The sequence below is a fragment of the Heyndrickxia acidicola genome, assembly GCF_001636425.1.
Lineage (GTDB): Bacteria > Bacillota > Bacilli > Bacillales > Bacillaceae_C > Bacillus_AE > Bacillus_AE acidicola.
This window is the reverse complement of sequence record NZ_KV440953.1, coordinates 724,815-751,304: the sequence shown is the minus strand read 5'-3', so window position 1 is coordinate 751,304 and position 26,490 is coordinate 724,815. Positions and strand designations below refer to the sequence as shown.

The 26,490-nt window shown below is 37.0% G+C and carries 20 protein-coding genes and 2 pseudogenes; 11 read left to right on the top strand and 11 right to left on the bottom strand.

What is annotated here, in order from left to right; genetic code table 11:
* Positions 1-318 precede the first annotated feature (318 nt).
* Complete coding sequence (locus A5N88_RS03540) at positions 319-1,683, top strand: sugar porter family MFS transporter (protein ID WP_232317517.1); 1,365 nt, start codon at positions 319-321, stop codon at positions 1,681-1,683.
* Between the two features lie 229 nt (positions 1,684-1,912).
* On the opposite strand, the gene A5N88_RS03535 is transcribed toward A5N88_RS03540, so the two are convergent.
* Positions 1,913-2,674: a type 1 glutamine amidotransferase gene (locus A5N88_RS03535; RefSeq protein ID WP_066263113.1), complete on the bottom strand. Its 762-nt coding sequence runs from the start codon at positions 2,672-2,674 to the stop codon at positions 1,913-1,915.
* Positions 2,675-2,691: 17 nt separating this feature from the next.
* The gene (locus A5N88_RS03530) at positions 2,692-4,014 is read right to left on the bottom strand and encodes a MurT ligase domain-containing protein (RefSeq protein ID WP_066263112.1); all 1,323 of its coding nucleotides are present in this window, start codon (positions 4,012-4,014) and stop codon (positions 2,692-2,694) included.
* Between the two features lie 1,224 nt (positions 4,015-5,238).
* Between A5N88_RS03530 and A5N88_RS03525 the strand changes: the two genes are divergently transcribed.
* Positions 5,239-6,288, top strand: a complete 1,050-nt coding sequence (locus tag A5N88_RS03525; RefSeq protein ID WP_066263110.1) for a phosphodiester glycosidase family protein — start codon at positions 5,239-5,241, stop codon at positions 6,286-6,288.
* Between the two features lie 210 nt (positions 6,289-6,498).
* Here the strand turns inward: A5N88_RS03525 and A5N88_RS03520 are convergent, their stop codons facing one another.
* Positions 6,499-7,908: an MFS transporter gene (locus A5N88_RS03520; RefSeq protein WP_066263108.1), complete on the bottom strand. Its 1,410-nt coding sequence runs from the start codon at positions 7,906-7,908 to the stop codon at positions 6,499-6,501.
* Between the two features lie 247 nt (positions 7,909-8,155).
* Between A5N88_RS03520 and A5N88_RS03515 the strand changes: the two genes are divergently transcribed.
* The 4 genes and pseudogenes from A5N88_RS03515 to A5N88_RS03495 all read left to right on the top strand — a co-directional run bounded on the left by A5N88_RS03515 (position 8,156) and on the right by A5N88_RS03495 (position 13,520).
* Positions 8,156-9,763, top strand: coding sequence for an ATP-binding protein (locus A5N88_RS03515; protein WP_066263106.1), 1,608 nt, complete (start codon positions 8,156-8,158; stop codon positions 9,761-9,763).
* On the top strand, positions 9,747-10,475 hold the full coding sequence (locus A5N88_RS03510; RefSeq protein ID WP_198160167.1) for a response regulator: 729 nt from the start codon (positions 9,747-9,749) through the stop codon (positions 10,473-10,475). The genes A5N88_RS03515 and A5N88_RS03510 overlap by 17 nt, the downstream gene beginning before the upstream one ends.
* Before the next feature lie 869 nt (positions 10,476-11,344).
* Positions 11,345-12,262: an aldo/keto reductase gene (locus A5N88_RS03505; RefSeq protein WP_066263104.1), complete on the top strand. Its 918-nt coding sequence runs from the start codon at positions 11,345-11,347 to the stop codon at positions 12,260-12,262.
* A 655-nt stretch (positions 12,263-12,917) separates the two neighbouring features.
* Positions 12,918-13,520: pseudogene (locus tag A5N88_RS03495) on the top strand (MgtC/SapB family protein).
* 928 nt (positions 13,521-14,448) lie between these two features.
* Here A5N88_RS03495 and A5N88_RS03490 read toward each other — a convergent pair.
* From A5N88_RS03490 to A5N88_RS03480, 3 genes and pseudogenes are all read right to left on the bottom strand, one after another.
* Positions 14,449-15,183, bottom strand: coding sequence for a 3'-5' exonuclease (locus A5N88_RS03490; RefSeq protein ID WP_066263097.1), 735 nt, complete (start codon positions 15,181-15,183; stop codon positions 14,449-14,451).
* Positions 15,184-15,464: 281 nt separating this feature from the next.
* Positions 15,465-15,992 carry a DinB family protein gene (locus tag A5N88_RS03485; protein WP_066263094.1) on the bottom strand — a complete coding sequence of 176 codons (528 nt, stop codon included), beginning with the start codon at positions 15,990-15,992 and terminating at the stop codon, positions 15,465-15,467.
* A 193-nt stretch (positions 15,993-16,185) separates the two neighbouring features.
* Positions 16,186-16,724: pseudogene (locus tag A5N88_RS03480) on the bottom strand (class I SAM-dependent methyltransferase).
* 335 nt (positions 16,725-17,059) lie between these two features.
* On the opposite strand from A5N88_RS03480, the gene A5N88_RS03475 reads away from it, so the two are divergent.
* Together A5N88_RS03475 and A5N88_RS03470 are read left to right on the top strand one after the other, a co-directional pair.
* On the top strand, positions 17,060-17,254 hold the full coding sequence (locus A5N88_RS03475; protein ID WP_066263092.1) for a hypothetical protein: 195 nt from the start codon (positions 17,060-17,062) through the stop codon (positions 17,252-17,254).
* Positions 17,254-17,451: a YwbE family protein gene (locus tag A5N88_RS03470; RefSeq protein ID WP_066263089.1), complete on the top strand. Its 198-nt coding sequence runs from the start codon at positions 17,254-17,256 to the stop codon at positions 17,449-17,451. The genes A5N88_RS03475 and A5N88_RS03470 overlap by 1 nt, the downstream gene beginning before the upstream one ends.
* 113 nt (positions 17,452-17,564) lie before the next feature.
* Here A5N88_RS03470 and A5N88_RS03465 read toward each other — a convergent pair whose 3' ends face one another.
* Positions 17,565-18,212, bottom strand: coding sequence for a DUF1345 domain-containing protein (locus tag A5N88_RS03465; protein ID WP_083952999.1), 648 nt, complete (start codon positions 18,210-18,212; stop codon positions 17,565-17,567).
* A gap of 437 nt (positions 18,213-18,649) precedes the next feature.
* On the opposite strand from A5N88_RS03465, the gene A5N88_RS24025 reads away from it, so the two are divergent.
* Positions 18,650-18,817, top strand: a complete 168-nt coding sequence (locus A5N88_RS24025) for an aspartyl-phosphate phosphatase Spo0E family protein (protein WP_083952998.1) — start codon at positions 18,650-18,652, stop codon at positions 18,815-18,817.
* Between the two features lie 67 nt (positions 18,818-18,884).
* On the opposite strand, the gene A5N88_RS03460 is transcribed toward A5N88_RS24025, so the two are convergent.
* From A5N88_RS03460 to A5N88_RS03445, 4 genes are all read right to left on the bottom strand, one after another.
* The gene (locus tag A5N88_RS03460; protein ID WP_066263086.1) at positions 18,885-19,340 is read right to left on the bottom strand and encodes a GNAT family N-acetyltransferase; all 456 of its coding nucleotides are present in this window, start codon (positions 19,338-19,340) and stop codon (positions 18,885-18,887) included.
* Positions 19,341-19,634: 294 nt separating this feature from the next.
* Positions 19,635-21,011: a 23S rRNA (uracil(1939)-C(5))-methyltransferase RlmD gene (rlmD, locus tag A5N88_RS03455; protein ID WP_083953274.1), complete on the bottom strand. Its 1,377-nt coding sequence runs from the start codon at positions 21,009-21,011 to the stop codon at positions 19,635-19,637.
* A 307-nt stretch (positions 21,012-21,318) separates the two neighbouring features.
* Positions 21,319-22,059: a YqcI/YcgG family protein gene (locus tag A5N88_RS03450; protein WP_066263080.1), complete on the bottom strand. Its 741-nt coding sequence runs from the start codon at positions 22,057-22,059 to the stop codon at positions 21,319-21,321.
* Positions 22,060-22,294: 235 nt separating this feature from the next.
* Positions 22,295-23,896: an APC family permease gene (locus A5N88_RS03445; protein WP_066263079.1), complete on the bottom strand. Its 1,602-nt coding sequence runs from the start codon at positions 23,894-23,896 to the stop codon at positions 22,295-22,297.
* 281 nt (positions 23,897-24,177) lie between these two features.
* Between A5N88_RS03445 and A5N88_RS03435 the strand changes: the two genes are divergently transcribed.
* Positions 24,178-25,326, top strand: a complete 1,149-nt coding sequence (locus A5N88_RS03435; RefSeq protein ID WP_232317516.1) for a histidine kinase N-terminal domain-containing protein — start codon at positions 24,178-24,180, stop codon at positions 25,324-25,326.
* Positions 25,327-25,834: 508 nt separating this feature from the next.
* Positions 25,835-26,458, top strand: coding sequence for a sterol desaturase family protein (locus A5N88_RS03430; RefSeq protein WP_066263075.1), 624 nt, complete (start codon positions 25,835-25,837; stop codon positions 26,456-26,458).
* Positions 26,459-26,490 lie beyond the last annotated feature (32 nt).

Sequence of the window (26,490 nt, the reverse complement as noted above, 5' to 3'; positions counted from 1 at the left end):
ACCGCCCGCGGAAAGCGAGTGCCTGCAGCGGAAAACAACTGGCAGGATGATAAGTAACCTATAGAAAAATCAGAATAATGCCCCGATATCTAAAATAAATATTCCATTTCAGCATAAAAAATGACGGACCTTACAGGATCAACTCATAAACAGATCCACTACTGAACTTTCACTATTAAATTATCTATTTTTATTTAATTTTCAATATAAACTTAAAACAAAAAAATCGTAATTTAAATTTGGAAAACCTCCGCTAAACTGATATATTAAAATTTGTCTTGTTTTTTTATGGCTTTTTTATTGAAAGGAGAAAACGCAATGGAGAAATCTTCAAATGGAAACGTTGGATTTGTAACATTAGTTTCCATTGTTGCCGCAGTCGGCGGTTTATTATTTGGTTATGATACATCTGTGATTTCCGGCGCTATCGGTTTTATTCAAACCAAATTTGGATTCGGTAACGCCATGCAAGGATGGGTTGTATCATGCTTAATGATCGGTGCAATTATTGGAGCTGCTTTCGCTGGATTCTTAAGCGACCGCTTGGGAAGGAAAAAAATGCTGATTGCAGCTGGATTATTATTTACAATAGGTTCAATTTCCTCAGCTGTTGCATCAAACATAACTATTTTTGTAACCGCTCGTATTATTGGTGGGATCGGAATTGGTGTGTCTTCCACCCTTGTCCCGCTTTACATTGCAGAAATAGCCCCTTCTAAGCATAGAGGGCGTTTAGTTTCATTAAACCAATTAGCAGTGGTCATTGGTATTTCAGCTATTTACTTCGTGAATAGAGCGATTGTTAACGCTGGCAGCCAGACTTGGGATATAAATTATTCATGGAGATGGATGTTTGGCTGTGGTTTAATCCCTGGAATCCTCTTTGTCATTTTGCTTTTTCTAGTACCTGAAAGTCCAAGATGGCTACATAAAAAAGGTTTAGAAAAAAAATCCTTTACCATTCTAGAAAAAATCAACGGTACTCAGCAAGCCAAAAAAGAATTAGAAGATATGAAAAAATCCATTCAAAAAGAAACTTCTGGTTCTCTTAGTCTATTATTTAAATCAGGTTACCGTACTGCTCTTCTTATCGGTGTTGTTCTTGCCATCCTGCAACAGGTAACAGGTATTAATGCCATCATGTATTATGCACCTGAAATATTTAAAAAGGTTGGCGTCGGAACAAATGCTTCTTTTACGGAAACTATTATCGTGGGGCTAGTGAACTTTGTTTTTACAATCGTTTCGCTATGGCTGATTGATAAGGCAGGAAGAAAGACCCTGCTAGTCATCGGAGCTGCGGTTATGACTGTCAGTCTTGCTGTAGTAGGCTTTGAATTTAACGCCGCCCATCCGAATGGAACATTAATTTTGATTTTCATTTTACTTTTCGTAGCAGCATTTGCCGTTTCTTTTGGCCCTATTGTATGGCTTGTCATTGCAGAAATCTTCCCAACAAGTATTCGCGGGCGTGCTACTGCCATTGCATCTGTTGCCCTTTGGCTGGCAGATTACGTTGTTTCTCAATTTTTCCCTGTTCTTCTTGGAAAAACAGGAGCTTCGATGACATTTTATATTTTCGCCATTCTCGGAGTAGTGGCATTTATTTTCTCCCTAACAGTTGTGAGAGAAACAAAAGGAAAGACACTCGAAGAAATAGAAACAGATTGGCTTAAATCATAGAATTAAATTAATTTAATCTAAGCAAAAAAGTCCCAGCAGAGAATTCTCCTCTTGGGACTTTTTCTTTCTAAGTGTTTTTTCAAAGCAGGATAACATACTGGAAAGAATTTAAATGACAGATCGAATTTGAGGAAAAAAGGAGGAACTCGAAGAAATTATTGGCTCTTTAAAATAGTTGGTATTTAAGCTGCTCATAAAAGCTTCATTTTATTTGTTGCCAAAAAAAGCTTTATTTAGCATGTATGGAATATTCAGCTTCATTTTTATATTTTTTTCTTTTACTGCTTATAAACCTATCCCAAACCGTCCGGTTCGCTTCCATTTCCATTGTATCATCAAGCGGATCCAGTTTTCTTCCAGTTTTTCGTTCATACGCCTTTTCAATTAGATAATCAGCAATGCGGGGATTTTTAGGAAGTATAGGACCGTGTAAATACGTTCCAATCAGGTTATTGTAATGAAGTCCCTCTTCTCCGCTCTCACTATTGTTCCCAAAACCATTAATTACCTTTCCTAGGGTATTATTGTCATGATAGGTTTGTCCGCTATGGTTTTCAAAGCCAACAATATTCCCAAATTGCTCTGATTGAACAAGAAGATTCGTCATAAGCCTGTCTTTCCCGGCTTTTGTGTAAAACGGAAAAATACCCATTCCTTTTAGTTTATCACCATTTTTCAATTCATAATAATCTCCTAAAAATTGATAACCCCCGCAAATCGTCAGAGCGGATACCCCATCTTCAATCCATGCTTTAATTTCCGGGATCATCGGGCTAAGCCTTTCTGTGGCGATAAATTGCTCCCGATCGCTCCCTCCCCCGATCATGAACATATCACAGCCCGAACTGATGGCATCATCCTGTTTTTTAATCTCTTCTATTCGAACTGGAATCCCTCTCCTTTCGCAGCGATTTTTTAAGCAAATGATATTACCGCTGTCCCCATAAAGATTAAGGGTATCTGGACAAAAATGGTAAATTAAGAGTTCCATATTCCGCCTCCTTCCTTTTATTTTTTTGTTTCCCTTGAAAGGATGCTGATCATAGGTGAAAGACAAGTGTAGGTAGCCATTATATAAGAAGGATATCCCTTCTGTTTGGCGAAGAGAAACGCTTCTTTCAAATCATCCAAAATAGTGATTTTTTCTTCTGGGATCCCTGCATACTTTAATCTTAGTGCTGCATCATGGGCCCTTTTTCCACTTGCAATAAAAGACTCTATTTCTTCTCGATTGGCTGCTTCCATATCGATATCCCATATCCATGAAACATCTTCACCATCCGCAAGACAATCATTTAAGCAAAAGATCAGCTGTTTTTTTTCATCGGTCTGCAAAAACTCCGATAATGTTACATTTGCTCCAGCTGGATTTTTTACCAAATTGAGTTTCCAAACCTCTTCTCCAATAAGAAAATCCTGCATTCTTCCATCCGTTTTTTGAAAGGACAACAAGCCCTGTCGAATCTGATTTGTATTAAGACCTAATTCTTTACATATAGAAATGGCTAATACTGCATTATAAGCATTATACATCCCTTTTAAATTCGTAGAGTAGTTCTCTCCATTTACAGTAAGACGAATTCCTTTTTCCTCCTGGTAAATGTTTTGGACTGAAATGTTTGTAATCGGCCGGGTAAACCCACAGGTGCATTCGTAATGGCCTAAATGACCAAAATGGACAGCTTTATATGTGAATTCTTGCTGGCAGATTGGACAATATTTAGATTCATTCATCCTGTAAGTCGGAAATCTGCCTGCTTTTTCATCTAAACCAGCATAAATCATTTCTGTTGGAAGATCTGAGAAACGATGAACAAAAGGATCATCCGCATTTAAAATTAATTTAGCCTCTATTGTTTTTAAACTGTTCTTCATTTTTTCAATGAGTACATCCAATTCTCCATACCTGTCCAATTGATCGCGAAAAAAATTAGTTATAATAAGGTAATCAGGCTGACACTCTGCTACTACTTTTGGAAGGCTGGCTTCGTCTACTTCAATTACGGCTGTATCATATTCGTTCCATCCCACCATAGGGGTGCTTTGAACCAAAGTAGCCGTTATGCCAGTGACCAGGTTAGAACCCTCCCGATTGGCGATCACCTTCGACCCGGCAGTTTCTAATAAACATGATATCAAGTTTGTTAGTGTAGTTTTCCCATTTGTACCGGTAATATATATTATGGTCTTGGAAATTCGCCTTAGATGCTGTAAAAATTGGGAATCCATATTTCTTGCTACAACCCCCGGAATTGTACTTCCGCCGTAGCCTAGCATACGGCTTAGTTTTCCCGCTGTCTTTCCAGCCCATATAGCCAGTTGTGATTTCATACTAATTCCTCCATGATCGTTCAGAAGTCATTATTTAATTCCCAGATAGATAAAAAATTAATCCAATACACCCGCCCGGAAACAATTATAGTATGCACTTAAATAAAATTCTTTTGTAGCTAATAGAAAATTTATATTTGTGTTGATAACCCTCATTTTTTGTACCGTAAAAAGCAAATTATTTATAGTCTAATTTCTTTCCGTAAACTTTGTTGATATTTGTGACACGAAAAAATGTTTAAATTAAATTCAGTATTAATACTTGTGGATAGTTTACGAAAAAGATGCCGAGATATAGACAATTTACGGAATTATTCATCATGCGTAAAGCAACAATCAATGCAATAATAGCCTTAGTCTAAGATTATTTCTGGAATCACTATAATAAAAAGACACACTGTAACTGTTTTTAGTTCTTCGGCAATAATTTCCCAAAATGCAGTTTTCTATTTCCGCTTCTATTCATTGCATTTGTTGTAAAAAACTGATAACTATCCAACCAAATGTAAAAATATGTATAATTAAGCTAAACAATTCTTCAAATACCGACATTTTCACATTGAAATAATTCGAATATCTGTTTAAACTAAAGGTCTGTTAGATTTCTATGTTGATATCTGATTTTTTTAGCTCATTTTCATAAACAAACTTAGCTGATGGGCTGACAACAGGGTAAATTTAGCACTGCCTATAATAAAAAGTATTTTATACAGATATCATTAGAACCATGAAGAGATGTAAAAAATTTGTACTCGGTTCTAAAATTTCTAGCGTCCTACACACTTTACAATCATTTTTTAGGAAGATCATGAGCCCCTCGTTCAAATGCCTATTAGGTTAATCTCAGCATTAGCTTAAACAAAACTCATATTTTACAGCAGCTGCAGCTTTAATTCACCTTTTAAAAAACTCTCCTTTCTTTTTAAGTAGATACTAAACAATTAAAAAATCATCTGACTAAATTTATCATGCTCTTTTCGTAAAAAAAGAGATAAAGCACCAGGTTCCAGGCTGACTTTTTAGTAATAGACGAAAAGATACCACGGCAACAGACAAAATAAGCTTTTTGTCCCTTGTCTAAAAGCACAATCTATGAGTAAACACAGCCTTTTATAAATATAACAATACACTTGTAAGAAAATAAAAAAATATCTTGTCAATCAATTTACTTTCACTGTAAAATTAATTCAGTTTATATAAAACTAGTAAATAAGGAGCATTCATATGAATTTACACACAAAAGACTCCGCCAATATGTCCCGAATGAATAACAAAAAATTCCATAAGAAATCAAAGCGCAGAAAATCCAGTAGAATATTCTTGGTTTCCCTTTTGCTTTTATTCCTAGGCGGCGGAAGTTTTCTATATGGTACGAATATGGGGCTGCAGTTCCGGAAGATGATGGTTGGTTCCGTACTTTCCTCACAGCACCCGCAATATGTTAAATATATGGGGTTTTTGCTTCCTCAATCCGAAATTAATGCATTGTATGCTGCATGGAAGCATCCTCCAACTGTCCAAACTACTATTAATCCCCAATTATTGGCCCACACAAAGTCGAGCGAAGGGATTCGTGTAGATACAGTTGAGACACAGAATTATACGGCAAAAATTATGGTAATTCCTGATCCAACAACGGTTCATCTAGTTGCATCACAATTCACAACAAAGGGACAGGCTTTATCCGATTTAATAAAAGAAAATAATGGAGTTGCCGGTATTAATGCGGGCGGCTTTGTGGATAAAGGAGGAGACGGTTCAGGAGGCCAGGTAATTGGTATTGTTATCAGCAATGGCCGGCTCTTGTCAGTTCCAAGTGCAGGCAGAAACTCCAAGCAGTTGGTAGGAGGTTTTTTAAATGACGGCCAGTTTATTACAGGACGCTATTCAGTTAATGAATTACTCAATTTGGGTGTAACAGAAGCTGTAAGCTTTGGGCCGCAGTTGATTGTAAACGGCGTAAACCGGGTAACACCTGAAATTGATGGTGCGTGGGGCTGGGCTCCTCGGACTGCCATCGGGCAAGAGAAAGACGGCAGTGTTGTCATGATTATTACTGATGGACGCTTTTACTGGAATAAGACCCATCGTGGCGCCTCAATGTCGGACATGGCAAAATTATTTGAATCCTACCATGTTACAAATGCCATTGCAATGGATGGCGGTGGTTCTACGACTATGATCAAAGACGGTCAGCTTCAATTAAAACCTGCAACCAATACTGCAGTCGGCATGCGATACTTGCCAAATGGATGGGTTGTTATTCCAAAATAAAGAAGGCTTAACTTATGCGAAAACTGCCATAAAATAAAACACATCTTCCAGTATTTTGGGAGATGTGTTTTATTATTAGATGAAACAATCTTTATTTTTATCATTATTAAAATATTAATTTACCAATCACAGCAAAAGATACAGAGCCTTCTTCTGGTTAATACTAAATTATTAAACTGGTTATCTGCTTTTTGAAAGGTTCAACACACATCAAGGGTGATCATGAATCGTTGTTTCATTAACATTTTCAAGAGCTAAGCCCGTCGTTTTTGGACCAAAGAAACCAATATCAATCATGATAAGAACCATTGCACACGCAACTATCTCAAACATTTCAGCTGCTCCATGCAGCTTCAAAACCGGAAGCAGAATAAATGGCATTAACCCACTCATAAGTCGGCTTAGACTATACGCACTTCCCGTTGCTGTTGCACGAATAGACGTTGGAAAAATTTCTGCTTGGAATACATGGTAAGCATTTGAGAAAATGTTACTGACTAGAGTATATAGAAAACCAAGAATGAGAATGGATGCAGGAGATACCGATAATCCAAAAAGAATACCAAATACAGCCATACCAAAAGCAGCGCCAACAATCAGCCATTTTCGGTGCACACGTTCAATAATCGGAATAGAAATTAAAGATCCTATAGGATAACCAAGAAAAGAAATGGTTGTATATTCAAGCGAATGAATAACAGTTATCCCCTTTGCAGCTAACACAATAGGAATTAATGTCCCAAAACCATAATATCCAATTGTTTGCAATATTTGAAATACCCATAACATTGCAGTCCGCCCAATAAATTCTTTTCTAAATAATGCTACTGAGGGTAATTTTGCCGGATTCGAATTTGGCAGCACTTTTGTGTTGGAATTGGGCTTACCGGCAGAAGGATGTCCCGCCTGTTTTTCGAACATTTGAACCACTTGTTCCGATTCCTTTACTTTTCCTATACTCATCAGCCAACGGGGAGACTCAGGCAAATATTTTTGCAAAAATAAAGCTGTAAAACCTCCAACCGCACCGATAATAAATACCCATCTCCACCCTGCCATTCCTGGATGTAACGGTACAAGCCAGCGTGCCAGAAAACCCTCAACCGGTACAGCACAAACCTGAATAGTATACGCCCAAGCTGTAAGCCGGCCGCGTTTGCTGTTAGGCAATAGCTCGCTTAAATACGTATCACATAACGCCGGTTGAGAACCAATACCAACACCTGCTAAAAATCTGAAAATAATAAGTGTTGTTATGTTATTACTAAAGGCTCCAAGCAGTGTGAAGACTGAATAAATGATGAGGTTTACAATGAATGCTTTCTTTCTTCCGATGCGATCCGCCAGATTCCCGATTATTAAGGCACCCAAAAACATCCCAAGAAATGCCGATCCTAACAGTAAAGGCTGCACCGCGCTTGAAACGTGGAATTGCTGCGTCAGCACCGTACCTAAAACACCCGAAAGAAACACATCAAAAAATTCAAAGAATAGAGCAAATCCGATTATAAGGATTACCTTTTTGTGAAGACTTGTCACGGGCAGCCTATTTAATCTATCCGTGATGGATGCATTAGATAAAGGCAGTATCCCCTTTTCGCTAGTTTCATAACTTCCCATGGATGAACCTCCCCTTTTAATACAATTATGTTTTTTGTTAACGCTTTCATTTTAACGTGGTTTTCACCACACGTATACTTTGTGTAAATAAACTATATAAAATACATAAAGTTTATTTTGTGCATTTTGTTCACGAAACATGCAATACTCCCCTTTTGATTTTTTGATTTATTAATTGCTGATATTATGTAGTTTGCTATAAACTGTTATTAAAACATTTAAAAACAGAGTCATCTGAGGGATAATCATGCGCTTTCAATTTAAATTAATCGTATTTATCGGCATCCTGCTCCTTTCTGTTATTGCTATTTTGGTTTTGTCATTTCAATATATGGCTGCTTCTACCTTAAAACAACAAATCGGTGAAAGGGCTTTAAATATTGCAGAAACCGTTGCCATTAGTCCAGATATTATTGAAGGTTTTCAGCAGCAGGATCCTGCCAAAACAATTCAGCCCATAGCCGAAGACATTCGCAAGAAGACAGGTGCACAATTTGTGGTTGTGGGAAACCGGCAAGGTATTCGATATTCTCATCCAGATCCTGACCGTATTGGGGAAGAAATGGAGGGCGGCAACAACCAAGCTGTTTTAAAAGGTCATACTATTCTCGAAGAAGCTGTCGGTACCCTCGGGCTTTCTTTAAGAGGAAAAGCACCGATTATTGATCAAGAAGGCAAGGTAATTGGCATTGTTTCAGTTGGATTTTTGACAAAAGAAATAGATACAACAATTTCTACTTACCTAAAGCGAATTATTTATTTAGGGATCGTGGCTTTTATCATAGGTGTTTTAGGCACCCTGTTCATTTCGAGCAGAGTGAAGAATGCAATTCTCGGACTTGAACCGGAAGAGATTGGGCGTTTGTATCAAGAGAAAAAAGCTATACTTGAATCCATTCGGGAAGGAATTGTTTCAATTGATTCAAAAGGGCTGATTACAATGGCAAATCAAACAGCCTGCAAAATGTTTGGGTATTTGAGTGAAAAGGAATTATTAGGAAAAGCCATACAAATAGTCTATCCAAATTCCAGTTTGTTGAAGGTGCTACAAACCGGTATACCTGAATTCGATCAGCAATCGAGAGTAGAGGATCAAGTTATTATCATAAATTCCCTCCCCGTCTTTAATTATCAAGGCAAAATATTAGGTGCAGTATCCAGTTTTCGTAATAAGTCAGAATTGTATCATCTGATTGAGGAATTATCTCATGTAAAACAATATGCAGAAGCACTCCGGGCACAAACTCATGAATATTCAAACAAACTGTACATGATTTCCGGCTTATTGCAATTAGAATCTTATCAGGAAGCCATTGATTTTATTACACGTGAATCTGATGTCCATCAAAATCTTATCCATTTCATTATGGAACAAATTCCCGATCCCATGATTGGGGGCCTACTGATAGGTAAATTCAATAGAGCTAGAGAATTGAAGGTAGATTTGGAAATTGATCGGGAAAGCAGTTTTTCTGATGTACCCGAATCCATCGATCGTAACGAATTAATTACTATAATTGGAAATTTAATTGATAATGGCATTGAGGCCGTACTCCCTTCTTTTGTCACTAGAAAATTGGTACAAGTGTCTTTAATTGACTTAGGAAAGGATTTAATTATCGAAATTGAGGATTACGGAATGGGAATTCCAGATGAAATTTCTGATAAAATATTTGATTTGGGATTCTCTACAAAACTGGAAAAATCCCATGGGATTGGTCTTTCATTAGTCAAATACTCAATAAAAGAATTACATGGGTACCTCACATTTACAATCAAGCCTTCGGGAGGCACTATTTTCACTGTGATGATTCCTAAAAGAAAGGAGTTTGGAGTAATTGAGCAAAAAGTTTAATCCATTAGAAAATATACAAGTACTAATCATAGATGACGATGTGCGAATTTCTGAGATTAACCGCAGATTTGTTGAAAAAATCGAAGGTTATACAGTAATAGGAATTGCCACAAATAAACAGGAAGCAAAGGAACAGCTAGAAGTTCTTTGTCCTGACCTTGTCCTTTTAGATATTTATTTTCCTGACATGAGCGGATTGGATTTTCTTCGTTTTATTAAGGAAGTCCAACCTGATACAGATGTAATCATGATAACAGCGGCTAAGGAAGTTAGAGCTGTAAAGAATGCCATTAGAAGCGGTGTGTATGATTTTATCGTGAAGCCAGTAATTTTTGAAAGATTTCAAACTACACTATTAAATTATAAAAAATTTCGAAATAGATTAAATAAGTTGGCACAGGAAAACCAGAAGATTAATCAACATGAAATTGACGAACTGTTTATTAACACTGATGCCTCGGCCTTTAAACGAAAGGACAACTATCATTTTCCTAAGGGAATTGATCAGCTGACATTAGAAAAAGTTAAAGCTGCCGCTCAGGAAATGAATTACGGTTCCTCTGCAGAACAAATTGGCAGTAAAATAGGAATAAGCCGCACAACTGCCCGTCGTTATTTAGAGTACTTAGTTTCGCAAGGTGAAGTAGAAGCCACCCTTTCTTATGGTGATGTAGGACGTCCGGAAAGAATTTACCAAAGTTTTAACAAATGAATGAGTAAATATCTTAAAGGACTCCTTCGCCTTTGAGAGTATTACGTGAAAAACCGGTTTCTCTTTCATTACTGAAACTATTAAGCCATAACTCAGAATCATCCGTATAATCGATCTGAGTGTACACATTCATTACTTTAATTCATTGATTTTTCGTTCGAAAAAGATCGATTCAGGAAACAGAGGCAAATTTAGTTCCTTTATCTGTATGTATCCAGCCTGGATGTATTATTGTATGTCCCTTCTCCAACAACTACTTTTATTTCCTCTTGCTTTCCCGCTTTTCCCCTTTTAAACAAATGGATTTTTTTACCGAAGGTTAAAGAACACTGTTGTTTTTTAGCTCCCTCATGTGAAACGGCGGTTTCACACGCCTTTCAGCAAAGCTGAAAGGTTACAGTAAAGAAAGAGCAGTTATCAACATTTAAATTTAGCACAACCAAAATATTTATAGCAATGGGTGAAGATAAAAAGTAGAGTTACTGTGTAATGATATTATGTAAATACCTCTTGAATTCTTTGATTGACAAACACTCATTAAGGTACCTGTGGGGATCCGCCCTGCCACTTTTCTCATCAGGAGTCTCATGCTTATCGGTGCAAAGAATGTTAAACCTAATAAATAGTAATGTTAACTTATATGAGCACCACTATTTGTCCTGCATGTTATTCTTGTACATATAATCCCAGTTGAATGATGAATGGTTATCTATGTAGAACGATTAGGAGAATGGTTCAAAAAAGTTGAAGATTTAATTGGTTATGTGTCACAATGAAAGTGGATACATATTAAATCCTGTAAAGCTATTCGCCAGTTGATTGCATCCAAGAAAAAAGGTAATCAAGAATGCAAGGGGAGGAAACAACACATGAGAACTATGAAACTTGGAAAAAGTAATTTAGAAGTACCCGTCGTTGCTGTCGGCTGCATGCGTATTAATTCATTGGAAAAAAACGCGGCTGAAAAATTTGTACAGACCGCACTGGAACATGGTGCAAATTTCTTTGACCATGCAGACATTTATGGCCGCGGTGAATGTGAGAAGATTTTTGCGGATGCTATCCATATGACTGATTCCGTTCGAGAAAACATTGTTTTGCAATCGAAATGCGGTATTCGGCAAGGGATGTTTGACTTTTCTAAAGAGCATATTTTGAATTCAGTCGATGGCATACTAAAGCGTTTAAATACTGATTATCTGGATGTTCTTCTCTTGCATCGTCCCGATACATTGGTCGAACCTGAAGAAGTCGCAGAGGCGTTTGACATTCTTGAAAGCTCAGGTAAAGTTTTACATTTTGGTGTATCAAATCAAAATCCCATGCAGATTGAGCTTTTAAAGAAATCAGTAAAGCAAGAAATAGTTGCCAATCAGCTTCAATTAAGCATTACAAATTCCACCATGATATCAAATGGTATCAATGTGAATATGGAAAATGACTCTGCCGTAAACAGAGATGGGAGCATCCTGGATTATTGCAGACTAAATGATATCACCATTCAGCCCTGGTCACCATTCCAATACGGATTCTTCGAAGGAGTATTTATAGGTTCTGATAAATTCCCTGAGCTTAATCAAAAATTAGAAGAAATCGCTGAAAAATATGGTGTAACAAGCACAACAATCGCCATTGCCTGGCTTTTGCGCCATCCTGCAAAGATGCAGCCAGTTATCGGGACAATGAATGAAGAGCGGTTAAAAGATTGTATAAAAGCCAGCCAAGTTCAGCTCGATCGCGAAGAGTGGTATGCTATTTACCGGGCAGCAGGAAATATCCTTCCTTAAGAATACACATTGAATTTTGTTGCACCCTGGTCCGTATTGGCCTAGGGTGCTTTGTTATAATGGCTAATTATTTTTCATTTATCGCTTCGATTAATTGTCTTTACGGTTTACTTCTTCTCAGTTTATTTGCCAATACGATATTGGTTCTCCCTCCTTTTTTTCTGCATCTGCATTATGTAATAGGAACTGATGCTCAATTAAAAGAAAAAAGGGAAATAGTAAATAATGCTCAAAATTCTCGGTATTAAAGGAGAAATTCGAGAAAATATTGATGTTGTTGTAATTATACGCCTATAGAAAACTTAAACTAATGTAATAAGCTTTACTGCAAAAAAATTAAGACCATTTATTAAAAGCTGTTTTACTAAGGATTCTCAACAGATCCCTTTAAGTGTGGTGTCTCCCCTTTTTGTGCCTACCATGAAGGAGTCACATGCCTCCCATTTCAAATAACTATGTATGGAATTAACTGAGACATGGCGCGTATTCTGGCCTTCCTACTGATTGATTTCCTCCCGGTGCCTGAGAGTCTCTTCTTCCTTGAGCTCCTGCTGGGTTTCCCTCAGGGTTCCCGTGCTTTCCGCTTCAATCATTTAGCAATCAATATTAAAATTGAGCTTTTAGTAAAGAAAATATAGAATAAGGGGGTGTCTAAATGATAGAAATGGAACTTATTGCAAGATTTTTAATTGCTGGCATTCTAGGAGCATTAGTCGGTTTTGAGAGGGAAAAACGTTTTAAAGAAGCTGGCCTTCGTACACATTTTTTAGTTGCTGTCGGCAGTGCCCTTGCGATGGTCGTATCTAAGTATGCATTCGATGATGTTGTGAATAATCGTACGATTGAATTGGATCCCAGCCGAATTGCTGCAGGTGTTGTAAGCGGAATTGGCTTTTTAGGAGCCGGTACAATCCTTGTCCAAAGACAGTCTGTGCGAGGACTAACGACTGCTGCTGGCCTTTGGGCTACTGCTTGTATTGGGCTTGCAATTTGAACAGGTATGTATATAATCAGCATTTGCGGCACAGCCCTTGTCCTTTTATGTCTGGAAGCACTAAGCCGATTATTTAAACCGGTCTTTAGCAAATATCATAAATTATCCGTTCATGTTCCTTCAAATCAAATTATTTCAGAAATCATAGACATATTAACCATACATCAACTTAATGTCATCACCTATCAAGTGAAACTAAAAACTAGCGATGAAGTTTCGTTCTATAAACTGGATTTTCAGCTTCAAGCAAATGGTTCCTTGTAGCAAAATGACATTATCAAAGCACTTCAGTCAGTGCATTCAATCGAAAGGATAAAATTTGATTGATCAAGCTTTCTTGCTTTATATGCTGGTCCTATCTTTGAGAAAGAATTTATATGATAATGAGATCATTGTGAACAAAGCCCCTAAATTTACCCCATGTTAATAAAAATCATACTGAACGGCAAACGATATCCTTCATAATATCACTTATATAGAAATATAAGAGATGATACTTATTGTGTTTATTTTTCGATAAATCAGCAATTGATTAATTAAATGGAGGTAATTTGATGATAAGAAAGGATATGACCATTTTTTTCTTGTTGCCGGGCTTGCTGACTTCAGTTACATGTTTTTGCGCACGCATAGGCTTGGACCTACACTATACTTCCTAGACATTATTTTATTCCTGGCAGCCCCATTATTACCTTCCTTATGCCGAAGGGCAAAGCTAAGTATTTTTACAATGACCCTATCATTTGTTTGTTTGCTCTGTTTTGCAGGATTTACCGCATGGGTTATACATGCACTTAATCATATTGGACCAAAATAAACTGCGATGTAATAATAAGCTGCCAGTTTTGAATGGATACAGACTACTGCCTTCAAGGAGTGTCTTTTTTTATTTGCTTTGATAACCTTATTGTTGATATTGAACAAATGAGGATTGGAGTGGAAGAAAGGAGACTCCGAGGGGAAAATGTGCTTTAAACCTACCAGACTCAAAGCGCCGAGGGAAAGCTCATTAACCGGACATGGAAAATGAGCGCCTGGATAGGAAATCAACAAGCAAGATTAACAGAGCTTTGCATTTGCAATTTCCATAATTTACCTATACGTGATTTTATCTGCCATTCGAATTGTTATAAAAAGGTGTAATGGTTGTATAATCCGTTCAACACCCATCGAAGGATAAAGGCTTAATACTTCAAATCTTGGATTCAGACTTCTTGCTTAGCAAAAGCTGCTTCCTTTCAGAATGTAGTTTCTTTTCCGTTTCACATGGAATGCAAATATTCATTTTACTATTAAATTGATTATGATATTTCGTTTCTCCACATACTCTGCAGGTTTTAAATAGCGGACAATGGAAGATGGAAAAAACCTCAAAAATAGACTTCTGCTGCAGCAGAACATTCTCTTTGTATTTAATAAGCAGTCTTGCCGTATTAATTGCGTCTGATAATCCGCTGTGCCATTTCCCTTCTATTGGAATTCCCCCTAATTCTATTGCTTTTTTCAGCCCTAAGACACCATCCATTCCTGTCAATGCTTTAGAAATAGGCAATTGAATATCATTATAATTCTTAATCCAGCTCACGTTAAATCTGTTAACATCATAATTATGCTGAATGATATCTAAATCTGACCTGCTCCATGTACACAAATAGTAGTCATCATTCTCCAGCCATTTTATGAATTTTTTAATTGCTTGCTGTAAAGGGATAGATTTATACATATCTTCCTTTTCCATCCCAATCATTTTTCGGGAGCTTTTAGGAATATATTTAGTTGGAGGAATAATATATTGTTGAAAAGTATCAATTACACTTGGTTTTTCATCATTTAAGTCTACTTTTACTGCGCCAATTTCAATAATATGTCTTTCTTGTCCCTTTTGATGTGTCCTAATGGTTTCTAAATCAAAAACAATCGCTAGCATCATTACAAACTCCTCATATATGCAGATAAAAGCCTTACGGCAAAATAAATTAATAGTTGAATTTAACTATACTATACCATACCAATTGCATTTGTTATCCATTCTTCTTACGATCTCATGTGGCACAAACACAAAAAATGAACTCATTTCCATTTTGATTGGCCATCTCTTTCTTGCACTTTTCTATATGATTAGGGAACAGAAACATGTTATTTTTATTTATTTTAGAGTTACAAAAAAATCCAAAGCTGTTTTAGCTGTGGATGTAAGAAATGTTCCCTTCAAATTTTTTTCAAGATTCCCAAATAGTTGCTCCATTCCCCAACGTCTTCCCGATATCTTTCAGCCATGACCCTTACAATTTGAGCCATGTGGGTTAAATCATGTACTACCCAAGTTGAAAGGAGCTCCCTTGCACTAACAGAACCAAATTCAGGATGCTGCCCTGTTAACTTAAGCTGCACTTCATCTGTAATTAGTTCCTTCAGCTTTATAAGGTTTTGTTTTCTAACCGATTTAAAAACAAATAATTTTTGCTGCATGGACATTTTCAGATCATCATTTAAGTGAGAAAACCGGTTAAAAGGTGGAAATGGTGTATTTTCACCTTTCTGAAGAATAATTTCCAGCCTTGGAATCCAGTTGTATTTTTCTGCGTCTATCAGGTGCCCAATAACTTCTGTCACATTCCAGGTGCCCTGCCCCTCATTGCAAAGAAGCCAATCTTCTGATAGTCCAGATAAAAAATAATCCAACGTTTGTGGTGTCCGTTCAAGAATCTCTATAGCTTCCTTCAGATTAAATTGCATATAACGACTCCCTTATACTAAGTTTAATAATAATCTCGCTTCCTTGATGCTGCTGCTTTTAAAAAAGCAGGATAAATATTTCCATACCTTTACATCCGGAAATGAGTTAATCAAAAAAATATTATGTAAGCGCCACCTAAATCTGTTTAACTTCTCTTTCCCAAAATTCAGCTGTCCCTATGTAAATATAATTCTAACCTTTAATCGCATCGATCATTAATGACGGGAATAACGGTTTCTCACCTTGATTTCTTGGATCGATTTTTTTAGAACGATAGATAACTCCATCATCAATATCCCAGTCATTAAAGTGAAAAATCCCTTTTTCATCACAAAACTCGATTAATCGGATTTGAAATCCGGCAGCTTCGAACATGTCTGATAATATTTTATAGGTAAACACGATTTTATGATCCGAAGCAGGATGGTCTTTCGGGCCCGGCCCCCCTATTTTAACATTGTTTTGATAGTCTAAATCCGGAAAATAACCATCAGGAACAGCACAGCGAACGTATCCATTTGGTTTTAAATACTTGTAGCATAACTTTGCAGCTTTTAATCCTTCTTGATAAGTAAGGTGTTCCCAGACGTGTTCTGCTAAAATAGCAGTTAAAGAATTAGGCTCAAATTTGTTTTCCAGGTATTCAGATCCAATAGATTCAAATCCTCTTCCTGTGTGTGTATCCAGCCTGGATTATTATTGTATTCCCCCGCTCCAACAACTACTTTCATTTTTTAAAACTTCCTCCCCTTTTTCATAAACATGTCTAAAATGCTTTTTTATTCATTTCGATATACTCATCTAGATTACCTTCTTACTTCCTTTTCACAAAAGTTCAGCTTCTCCATTCATTATTCGAATTGAGAAAAAAACAGGATTATTCCCTTTTGATTTCCAATTATATAAATTACAATTCTTAAAAATGGCTATTGATTTACGTTGCATGCACTCTCTTTCCGCTCCAATCATCAGGTGAAAACTTAAATTCAACATATATAGTTCTTTTATAAATCACGTAAATAGATTATACTAAGTTAACGATTAAAATAATAAAGGAGCCCTATTAATGACTGTAAATAATGAGTCTGAAGCACAAAAAAAGAAAATGAGCCTTCAAGAGGCAATGAAACTGCACCTCGAAAATAAAAAGAAACAAGCTTCTTCTCCTAAAGGAAAAGCGGATCCTACTCATTCCGCCAAGAAAATGAAAAGTCAGCAAACGAAAAAAGCAAGTAATACGCGAAGAAAAATGGGAGTCTAATGAACGGAAATAATCGGAAAGACATAACTCCCGGGATATCTGTAGAAATTGTTTTGAAAGCTGATCAAAAAACGGGCAATCTGACCAAGGGAATCGTGAAAGATATCCTTACCAACTCAGCTACACATCCGCATGGAATCAAGGTCAGATTAACTGACGGACAAATCGGCCGTGTACAGAAAATATATCCAAAATAGCAGAATGAAAAGCGAAAAGCATTCAGGTTGTATCCATGAATGCTTTTCGTTTTTCATTCAAGCCTTCTTTTTCGCTTATTCCAATAAGAAACCATATATTAAGGAATGCCTAATTAAGCAATATTAACCGCCCGTGCAGCGACCACAGCTACAATAAGAAGAGAGATAGAGGACTGTACCATCATAAAAATTTTCGCCTTTTTGGACAGTACCAGCGTATCCGTAGGGCTGAAGGCTGTATTTGTATTGTAAGCCAAATAAAAATAATCCAGAAAAACAGGGGTCCATTCTTCAATCTCTTTTATGTCAAACGTCATTTGAGGAAATAAAAAATCAGGTGCTTCACCTTTTCCACTATGCCTTTTTAATGGACCTCCCCGATCCATTTCCCAGTACCACACAGCAAATACTCCTATATTGATAATCCAAAGCAAACAGGCACTACGGAATAAGCTGGCAGCACTCGCAGAATGATGGAATAATGCATGAATGAGAAATGCCACACTTGTGATAAGGCCTGCTGTAACCACACCTGCTAAGCTAAGAGACAATATCCGAGTCCTATCGTGATTGCCCCTTACCACACTTATCTCCATTGGCACAAGCAAAATTGCAATGGCAAAAAGAATGGTCCATCTTGGTCCAACTGTTAACTTGTCCGATAAAATACTCAGTAAAACTCCTATAATAATCAAAGTAAGGATTGATGCTCCCCTGGGAACATGCATTTTTTTCTTTGCTCCTATGTGAACATTCCGCAAAACAATTATTCCTCCCTGAAAACAGTTAGTGTGCGCTTTTGATACCTATACCCTATTTTCCCCTCATTTGCTATCTAAGGATAACGAGATTCTATATTTTTTTATCTGTCTATTCTATATGCAGATGAATATCTTTTTTAGACTCTGTTAATCATTCTGTGTTGTTAACTGCTCGTTTTGCAGCTCATTACTTCAGCTGTACTGAAATAATGAGCTGCAAAACAATACAGTCCTTTAAAAAACCTTTTAATGAGTTGTTCAAAATCAAGTATAATGCATTAAAGCATTTTTGTTTTTTGTCGGTTGCTAAGATTTATTCGAAAATTTTTCAAGTGAAAATTGACAAAACTGTGAACTTTAATCCTTTTTTATTTTTCTTAAAGTATGACATGCAATAATGAACATCTAATAACTTTTTGTAATTAGGAGAATTTTACATGGCTATTTTATTCGAAGCAATCAAACTAAACAGTCAAATTAACCAATTAAGGCAGAAGCTAATAAAGGTTGGTAAAAAGAAGGGATTCACACACCCGGAAACAATAAAGTATAGTCAGGATTTAGACAAGCTAATTATTGAATTTCAAACGATTACTCTGCAGTAAGCATGAGAAAAGAAGCGCCATTTTTAATCGCTTCTTTTCCCATGTTGCTATCGATACAAACGCCCCTTTACAAATCTTTTTTCATAAAGACACTATTTGGATCTAGTTTGTAATCTGAAAAAGGCCCGCAATATTGAAAACCAAAGCTTTCATACAGCCTTCTGGCAGGCTCAAAAGCCTTCATCGAGCCCGTTTCCAAACTCAGGCTTTTATATCCCCTTTGCTTAGCTTCATTCAAAATATGACGAAGGATCCTGCCTGCTACACCTTTTCTTAGGTGCTTCTTTGATGTACGCATGGATTTAACTTCTCCGTGCTGGCAATCAAGCTCTTTAAGTGCTCCGCACCCAACTAATTCCTTTCCCTCCCATGCACTCCAGAAAGTGATGTCAGGATTTTGCAGTTCTTTAGTGTTTAATGCATGAATACTTTCCGGCGGTGAATGAACTGCCATGCCATGAAGATGCTCTTTTACTAACTCTGCCACTTCAGAGCTTGTTAAATCATCAATTTTTATTTCCAACCACCCTTGCCTCCCTCTTTTTCAAACCACTTCTGTTACCAATCATTTTAGTAAATCGCCAATGTTTCATCTTCCATTAGATTAAAATAAAATAAGCTGCTCGCTGGTTTTTAAATTTACATTATTACTTTGACTAGGAGCCTCTTATTATCATTTTATTTATAACGTTGTAGTACGTAAATCTTTTTTTAAATAAGAATTTCCGCATAATAAATAACCTGAGTCCCTCTTTATTGGACTCAGGCTTTCTTTAATTGCCTATAACTTCATACTTTTACACAATAGCGTAAGCTTTTAATTATTTTCTTTTAACGTTAGCTGGGCTACACACTCCACATGAACCGTGTGAGGGAATAAGTCTACTGGCTGTACAACATTCAAGGAATAGCCAAATGCTTCAAGCTCTTTTACATCCGTCGCAAATGTATCTGGATTACAGGAAACGTAGATGATACGTTCAGGCTTTGAACGCCCGATTCTTCTCATCACTTTCCCTCCAGCTCCTGATCGAGGCGGATCAAGCAAAAGCAACTCTGGCTTTCCGAAGCTTTCCAAAACCTCATCAATCCCTTTCCTGGCATCTTTCGCCAGGAAATAAGTGTTGGTAATTCCGTTATCTTTCGCATTTCGTTTTGCCGATTCTATCGAGGTTTCAACTATTTCAATACCCGCAAGCCTTCCTACTTTATTTGCAAATGGAAGCGAAAACGTTCCTACACCGCAAAATAGATCAATCATACTTTCTGTTTCCTTAGGCTTGGCCATTTCTATAGCAATATCAACAAGCTTTTGTGCCTGTATCGGATTTGTCTGGAAAAAGGTATCAAACCATAGGCGGAAACGATAACCGGACATTTCATCATAGATATAATCACGGCCTGAAAGAACATGTTTTTTTTCTGATTGAGCCCGATCTGCCCAATCTGTATTTTCAAGCCACAGCAAGCTTTTAACATTGACAAAATTCTGTTCAATCCTCTTTATTAAATCCTGCACTGCTTTTTCAAGCTCACCAACAGGTGCTTCAGTAGCAAAAATCCCCAGCATCATTTCACCGGTAGCAAATGACTGCCTTACCATTAAATGTCTTAGTAATCCTTCATGAGTATCCTTGTCATAACCGCGTAACTGATAATCACTCACCCAGCGTGCTACTTCCATGGCAGCTTCAACCATTTCTTTTCCTGCAATAAGGCAGGTTTCCAATGAAATGATTTTACGGAAATTCCCTTGTTCATGCAGACCAAGGGAGCCATCAGGTGAAAAAGTAAACTCCATTTTATTTCTGTAATGCCAGGGATTTTCCATTCCGATTGTATCCTGAACCAGATCTGGGCTAAATCCTTGTTCTTTTATAGCTTTTTTCACGTGGTCCGTCTTTTCACTTAATTGGCCTTCGTATTGCCAATGCTGCCATACACATCCTCCACACCGGTCAAAATGTGGACATAGAGCCTCCACTCTCTCAGGATGAGCTTCCACTATTTCTTCTGGCATTGCTTTTCTTCTTTTACGTTCTGGCCGGTCAACTATTACTCTTACCTTTTCTCCTTTTAATGTCTGTGGAATGGTAAGTTTTAATTTTTTGGGGTTACCCAGTTCATTATCTCTCCAAACTGCAGCCTGACCTGATCCTTTTTCATCAAGAAAATCTATCTCAGCGGTAAACATTTCTCCTGTTGTATTTGTCAATTCTTGTTCCTCCTTCAACAACTTAACTACTTCTTTATACAAATCCCTTTAAATGGATTTAGAATTCTCAATTCAATAAATAAAGATTTCTGCATACTTACTAAGTATAAATGAGGATAGACAAAATGGGAATCATCATCTCATAATAGATAGTAGCAAGCTTATTTAAACAGTCACAATACTCGCATGGAACAGCTAGTAAGAACTTTAACATACTTAAGAAGTCAATGATAATAACATAAAACGCATGACCCAGTCATGCGCTTAATACTTTGTTGTCATTCAACTATTTTTCAAGGCTATAGAAAGGGCACTTGGATAAAGTAGAATCATCATCCCGTAAGAAGTATTGCCTCCACTCAAAATTATCATCATTTCCATAGCTGTTTAAATCAGGATGGATCGGTATTGCATCATAATTGCTTAATCTCCTGCGAACCTGAGATTTTATCCTCGCTGCATGACTTTGGGAACGATTAAATTCGTTTAATACCCAGCGTGGTGTCACAGCAAGCATAAAACAATCAAAGTGCCTGCTTTTTCTATTTAAATGGGAAGGGGTAGCACAGTACATAAAATAAGGTTCTCCATTAAAGCAAAATTCCCAGGCAGGACTATGCGGATCTCCCGGAATATTATACGGCCATTCTCTTTCGTCCATTTTTGCGAGTACTCTTAATTGCTGCCAAAACATCCCTTCAAAATTTTCCACAGTATAAGTGTCCATTACAGAATCAGGCAGCTGATAAAAAATTATGAGAGAAGTATAAGGACCAAACTCTCTGCAATGAATTGTAAACTCCCTCAGCATTTCATTTACTTCCTCTTGCGTTGTAATCTCACTGGGATCACCTGTAAATCCATAGCGAAATTGATTCAAATTGAATCCTATTGTAGCTGGTATGCATGGGAATGGTTTTACTTTGTCATTCATTATTGCTTCAAATTTTTCCAGCACATTCCTTTTCCATGCGTGAAGACATTTTCGATTGTGTGGACTATCCGTATACAATGATTTAATCTTCATCCCCTCCTCATGACTTCTATACTATATTCACCTTTTTTATTAATGGGTGAATGTCCATCATAAAGTGGGCTCAAAATTAAGTATCACGCTTCCAGTTTGGAATAATTGACACAAGAAAAGCGAAATGGCCAGTAGCAGGAAAAAAATAATTCACAAGTTAAGCCTTTTATATTTTACTAGTAAACACTAAAAAAAGACCTCTGCAAAACATTTCGCAAAGGTCTTCTTTCCTTAATTAAAGATTTGCTGCTTTCAATTCTTCATCCGACTCGTCGTCTGCATCAATTTCAGGCTGTGCCATTGCACTGTTCACACCCCAGTAGTAGAAAATGAGAGCTCCAACAGCCACTATTACACTGTCCCAAGGAGAAGCAATAATCGGCTTGGCTCCTGCAGGAAGCTGATAGTTGCCCAAACGGGATACAATCAGCATAAAGACGAAATATACTACCAGCCAGCTTCCAGTTTTCCAATCAGAACGAAGACGTTGACGCAAGCCATCCTTATCCATAAAGGCAAAATAAAGAACTAAGGAAACTAATGTCATACCTAAAATTTCAAGGTTTGTTGTCCAACCGCTCCAGAAAATAATTAGTGAAGCTGCGATAAACGCCAACGGTGATAAAAAGCTCATCGCTTTTAAACGGAATGGCCTCTCCAATTCAGGAGATGTTTTTCGCAAGGATGCAAGTGAAATAGGACCGATCATATAGGTTAAAACTGTAGCCGAAGTAACATTTCCAACAAGTCCCTGCCAAAAGCTTAAGTGTGCAGGAAGGATCCAAATAACCGACAACACAAGTGATAGCCATAGCGCGCCTCTAGGAATACCTGTACGGGCATCAACCTTTTGGAACCATGAGTAGAAAAGTCCTGTCTTTGCCCAGGCAAATAGTACACGAGTCGTTCCAGATAGATAAATATTTCCTGTTCCAGATGGAGAAATAACTGCATCAACAAAGATGATATTCATTAACCATAAAATGCCAAGTGATTTTGCCAAGTCAGCATATGGCGCCTGTACGAATGACAGATTCGCCCAGCCTTTTGCCAGTGCAGCTGCAGGAACCGCACCAAGGAACGCAAACTGCAGCAACAGGTACATAACAGTTCCAAGCAGAATAGCAAAAATAATGGCAAGAGGAATATCCCTTTGCGGACGTTTTGCTTCGGCCCCAAAATCAACTGCCTGCCGAAAGCCCAGGAATGCAAATGCAATACCGGATAACGACACTGCCTCAAAGATTCCGGATGCTCCGCCTGGATTTGCCCCTTTAACAGATAGGTTTGCAGGATGAAAATGAGTAAATAAAACAATAACAGCAATAATCGGTACCAGGAATTTAATCGTTGTGATAACTGTATTAAACTTGCCGAAAACATTAACACTCCAATAGTTCAATAAAAGGAAGAGTACTAAAAGTGCAATTTCAAACACATAGCCAATGAAAGTAGGCCCTGCCGTCTTGGTGCCAAGTGCTGTCCACCACGTTGCAGCATAGCCGCGAACTGCTTCTACTTCAATACCTGCTACACTTGAGTAAGCAAGCATTGCGATAAACCCAATCAGATAACCTACCAGAGATCCATGTGTGTATTGCGGATAACGAACAAACCCTCCAGAACGCGGCATCATGGAACCTAACTCCGCATACACAAGACCGATTAAAATGAAAGCAAATGCACCGATAAGCCAGGAAACCCAGGCGTAGCTGCCGGCAAAGGCCGCTGCATTGGCTGCTGCAAAAAGCCAGCCTGACCCGATAATCGATCCAAGCCCCAAAAATGTAAGATCCAGCAAATTCAAAGACTTTTTAAAACCTCCAGGTCGTCCCATATTCTATCCCCTTTCTTTTCTAAAAAATTATAATATTATGACACTAAGTATAGATTATCATAAAAATCTGAAAAGTAAAATAAAATTTTCTTATTTCTACTATGTTTAGAATAAAAATTAATTTTTTATAAAAAATAGATTGCTTTTTCATCCTATTTACAAAGAAAATATTACATTTAGGATTTTTCCAAACACTTTCAAAGGGATATTGAGGCATAATGTCGAATAATACCATTAATTATCCTGTGTTTTAATCAACATGAAAGAGGTGCAAAAGGAAAGTGGATATCTCGTCCCAAATTGATTCAAATAAAGCTGCTTTAATTGAATTTTTAGATCTCCATAAATCAAAGTTTTTAAACGAATGGCTTAAATCCATTATTGTAAATGGGATAGATGTATATAATGAGAGAATCTTCGTGAATGGCGGTCTTATGTATTCTTTAATAGAAAAAGCAATAGTTGGATCATTATCCGAATTAGAGCTCCAGCAGCTGGCTTATAAAATTGCAAAAGAACGTTTAGAGGCGGACATTAATATTGGAGATTTTGTATACAACGTAAACTTAGGGCGCAGTATTTTAGTGAAACATGTGCTGCAGTCTGAGCTCCCATTAAAGAACCTTCAGGTCATAATAGAGGATATAAATAATCACTTTGACCAGTTTTGTTTTCATGCTGTATCCCAATATACTAATTTAAAAAATCAGGAGCTTGAAGATCAAAAATTGTTTATCAGCGAGAATCACAAAGATAAGTTAGCTATTTTGGGACAAATCTCTTCAAGCTTTGTTCATGAGTTTAGAAACCCATTAACTGCTGTCATTGGTTTTAATAAATTATTGAGAAATGAATACCCTGACCTTAAATATATTGATATAATCGAGCATGAGCTTCAACAACTGAATTTCAGGATTACTCAATTTCTTCATACCTCTAAAGCAGAAATCAATCTAAAACAAAATGAAGAATTTTCTATCAAGAGCTTATTTCATGAATTACAGCCCCTCATATATCCAAGTATTGTTGATATTGATGTTAATTTAACATCTAAAATAGATGACGATCTGATCATCTCATCGAATAAAGATGAAATAAAACAGGTTCTCCTTAATTTGCTCATTAATTCAATTGATGCCTTGAAAGAAAAAGATAAACCGAGAAATATGATTATAGAATCATTTTGTTCACAGAAAGGAATTTTCATCAATATTTCCAATAACGGACCTGCCATTGCAGCTGAATTTCTTAAAACCATTTTTGAGCCGTTTTTTACGACAAAAGAGCTTGGCACTGGAATAGGACTTTTTGTTTGCAAAAAAATTATTGAAAAACAAGGCGGTTACATAACTTGCCAATCCTTGGAGGAACTAACCACTTTTAGCATACATTTGCCTAACAATCTTGTATGTATAAAAACGGGATCCTGAAAGGTAAAACATTACTTAATTATTAAACAGCCCTGAACTATTTTTGGGCCTGTTCATTCTGCCTTTTTATAAACGCAGCAGGCTTTTTAACGGGCGGTTCGAAAAATCCTTTGCCGTTCTAAGCCTGCGTTCCTCCCTTAACCCGCTTTTCTTGACAAGTGTCCCACACTTTACTCTTCTATCAACCGTGTGTCCATATGAACCTTTGCTTTAAGAAAATATTGGCAGCGTCTTGGACATCCTTCCGGTTGATTTTACTCTCAAGAAGCTCGCTTTCCGCGGGCCTCCGGGAGCTTCCTGGAATTTGCCCTGCACTCTTTTCCTACAGAGACAATCCTCTCTATAGTAGAGTCAATCAACTTTAAGCTTAACAGAGACATTATTTATTAAAGGCTGTTTAGAAATGAGGGTAATCGAAAGTCATACTATGTCCAGAAGAGTACTTTTACTCGTCATATTTTCCTCATAGCAATGTATATATGGTATAAACGAATGTGGAGGTATATGGATGAAGAAAACCTCGATGAATGAATTTTATCGTTTTCCTGATATTCAAATTACATTGGTCATATTTTTTTGTGCATTAGGCTATACTTTCATATCTTTTTCCGGCTACTGGACCATTCTTTCAGTATTCATTGGGATGATTGTTTTTATCATAAGCGAATATATGACTCACCGCTTCGTTTTCCATCAGAAGCCTCCAAAGAATCCTTTTCTGTTAAAACTGATGAAACGGCTTCACTATGACCACCATACATACCCGAATGATCTTCATCTTTTGTTTCTGCCTCTTTGGTACAGCATTCCCAATTTTCTGGTTGTCACTTTGATTTATTTTTTGATATTTGGAAGTTTAAAACTTTCCGCTGCCTTTTTCACAGGTGTGTTAGGTTATCATCTTTTTTATGAATGGAAACATTTTAGAGCCCACCGTCCAATACAGCCAAAAACGAAATTAGGTAAAAAAATGAAAAAAATTCATCTCTGGCACCATTACAAAAACGAAAATTATTGGTATGGCGTAACTACATCCGTGATGGACAAAACACTGGGAACCTTTAAAGATGTTACACTTGTTGAAAAAAGTGAAACGGCTAAGCAATTGGAAAAGAAAAAAAACATGCTCTAATGATAAAATAAAACAAAAAAACCATCCAAAAG

Coding starts and splice junctions, on each gene's coding strand:
- A5N88_RS03540 (WP_232317517.1), top strand. CDS start 319: ATGGAGAAATCTTCAAATGGAAACGTTGGATTTGTAACATTAGTTTCC.
- A5N88_RS03535 (WP_066263113.1), bottom strand. CDS start 2,674: ATGGAACTCTTAATTTACCATTTTTGTCCAGATACCCTTAATCTTTAT.
- A5N88_RS03530 (WP_066263112.1), bottom strand. CDS start 4,014: ATGAAATCACAACTGGCTATATGGGCTGGAAAGACAGCGGGAAAACTA.
- A5N88_RS03525 (WP_066263110.1), top strand. CDS start 5,239: ATGAATTTACACACAAAAGACTCCGCCAATATGTCCCGAATGAATAAC.
- A5N88_RS03520 (WP_066263108.1), bottom strand. CDS start 7,908: ATGGGAAGTTATGAAACTAGCGAAAAGGGGATACTGCCTTTATCTAAT.
- A5N88_RS03515 (WP_066263106.1), top strand. CDS start 8,156: ATGCGCTTTCAATTTAAATTAATCGTATTTATCGGCATCCTGCTCCTT.
- A5N88_RS03505 (WP_066263104.1), top strand. CDS start 11,345: ATGAGAACTATGAAACTTGGAAAAAGTAATTTAGAAGTACCCGTCGTT.
- A5N88_RS03490 (WP_066263097.1), bottom strand. CDS start 15,183: ATGCTAGCGATTGTTTTTGATTTAGAAACCATTAGGACACATCAAAAG.
- A5N88_RS03485 (WP_066263094.1), bottom strand. CDS start 15,992: ATGCAATTTAATCTGAAGGAAGCTATAGAGATTCTTGAACGGACACCA.
- A5N88_RS03475 (WP_066263092.1), top strand. CDS start 17,060: ATGACTGTAAATAATGAGTCTGAAGCACAAAAAAAGAAAATGAGCCTT.
- A5N88_RS03470 (WP_066263089.1), top strand. CDS start 17,254: ATGAACGGAAATAATCGGAAAGACATAACTCCCGGGATATCTGTAGAA.
- A5N88_RS24025 (WP_083952998.1), top strand. CDS start 18,650: ATGGCTATTTTATTCGAAGCAATCAAACTAAACAGTCAAATTAACCAA.
- rlmD (WP_083953274.1), bottom strand. CDS start 21,011: ATGTTTACCGCTGAGATAGATTTTCTTGATGAAAAAGGATCAGGTCAG.
- A5N88_RS03450 (WP_066263080.1), bottom strand. CDS start 22,059: ATGAAGATTAAATCATTGTATACGGATAGTCCACACAATCGAAAATGT.
- A5N88_RS03445 (WP_066263079.1), bottom strand. CDS start 23,896: ATGGGACGACCTGGAGGTTTTAAAAAGTCTTTGAATTTGCTGGATCTT.
- A5N88_RS03430 (WP_066263075.1), top strand. CDS start 25,835: ATGAAGAAAACCTCGATGAATGAATTTTATCGTTTTCCTGATATTCAA.